This window comes from Terrabacter sp. P5_B1 (assembly GCF_056400505.1).
The window spans coordinates 1-1,654 of sequence record NZ_JBFULD010000527.1; the positions used below are offsets into that span (position 1 = coordinate 1).

The 1,654-nt window shown below is 72.8% G+C and carries 1 protein-coding gene; it reads left to right on the forward strand.

The window, feature by feature from the left end; all coding sequences use genetic code 11:
- Positions 1 to 1,654 (forward strand): ATP-binding cassette domain-containing protein (locus tag AC1DP0_RS21655; protein WP_478088604.1); only part of this gene is annotated, 1,654 nt, incomplete at both ends.

The window sequence follows — 1,654 nt, forward strand, 5'->3', positions numbered from 1 at the left end:
GAGCGACGGGGGTCACGACGCCGCCAGCACGCACGAGACCGAGGAGCTCGAGGCCTCGTACACCTGGCTCGACCACTACGTCCGTGACAAAGCGTCTGCCAGTCGCAGCGAATCGGCCCTTCCCACAGCAGCCTTCACCTATGGCATCCCGGCCAGTCGCACCGGTCAGCCGACGACGCTCCACACCCTCACGGCATACCCCGGCCTGTCAGGCGCGCCGCTCCGGACCCGCGAGCTGCCGCTCGCGACGTCGTCCGGCGCGCTGCTGCACCCGCCCGGCGGACAGCCCGCCTCGCTCATCGCCGTGCCCGGTCTCGCGGCGCTCGGGGTCAGCCTCTCCACCTACCAGATCGCGGCGCTGCCAGGTCAGTCGACGGCTCTCGACACCGAGCCGCTCGCCGAGGCCACCACGGTCGTCGGGTCGCCCACGATGCGTCTCACCGTCACCTCGGACTCTCCCGATGTCACGCTCTTCGCCTCGGTGTGGCGCGTCACCGGGGGGTCGGTGACGCTGACGAACCCGCTCGTCGCCCCGGTCCGGCTCGCCGTGACGCCGGGCCGACCGACGCCCGTGACCATCTCGCTGCCGGCGGCGACCTACGACCTGCCTGCCGGCACCCGCTGGYGCGTGCTGCTGACCAGCACCGAGTCGACCTACTCCAACTCGCGAACCCCGAGTGCCATCCGGATCTCCGAAGGCTCGGCGCTGACGCTTCCCGTCGCCGCCGGTGCCGCGGTCGGCGGGAGCGTCGCCGGCGGCGTCGACACCGAGACGCTCCTGGCACTGTCGGCGCTCGTCCTGCTGCTCCTCGCCGCGGTCGTCGGGTGGTTCGTCCGCCGGCGTCGCCGGATGCACCTGCCGGCGCGCCCCGACCTCGCCGACATCCCGCTCGTCGTCGAGGGGCTGGTCAAGACGTATGCCGACGGGCACCGCGCCGTCGACGACGTGACGTGGCGCGCCGAGAAGGGGCAGGTCGTCGGGCTCCTCGGCCCCAACGGCGCCGGCAAGACGACGACGATGCGGATGGTGATGGGCCTCATCTCCTCCGACGCCGGCAGCGTCCACGTGCTCGGCGAGCCGGTCTCGGCGGGTTCGCGGGTGCTCGGCCGGGTCGGCGCCCTCATCGAGGGCCCCGGCTTCCTGCCCCACCTCACGGGACGCCAGAACCTCGAGGCCTACTGGTCCGCCACGGGGCGGGCGCCCGAGGACGCCCACTTCGACGAGGCCCTCGACGTCGCAGCGCTCGGGGGCGCTGTCGACCGGCCGGTCAAGTCCTACAGCCAGGGCATGCGCCAGCGCCTCGGCATCGCGCAGGCCATGCTGGGCCTGCCCGAGCTGCTCATCCTGGACGAGCCGACCAACGGCCTCGACCCGCCCCAGATCGCCGCCATGCGCCCGATCCTGCGCCGCTACGCCGAGACCGGGCGCACCGTCGTCGTGTCGAGCCACCTGCTCGCCGAGGTCGAGATGACGTGCACCCACGTCGTGGTCATGCACGCCGGTCGGGTCATCACGCAGGGCCCCGTCGCCGAGCTCGTCGACAGCGAGGACACGACCATCGTCGACCTGCCCGAGCACGTCGACCACGACGTCATCAGGGCCGGAGTGCACGCCCTCGAGGCGACCGACGGCATCACCGAGGTGCGCGTCGAC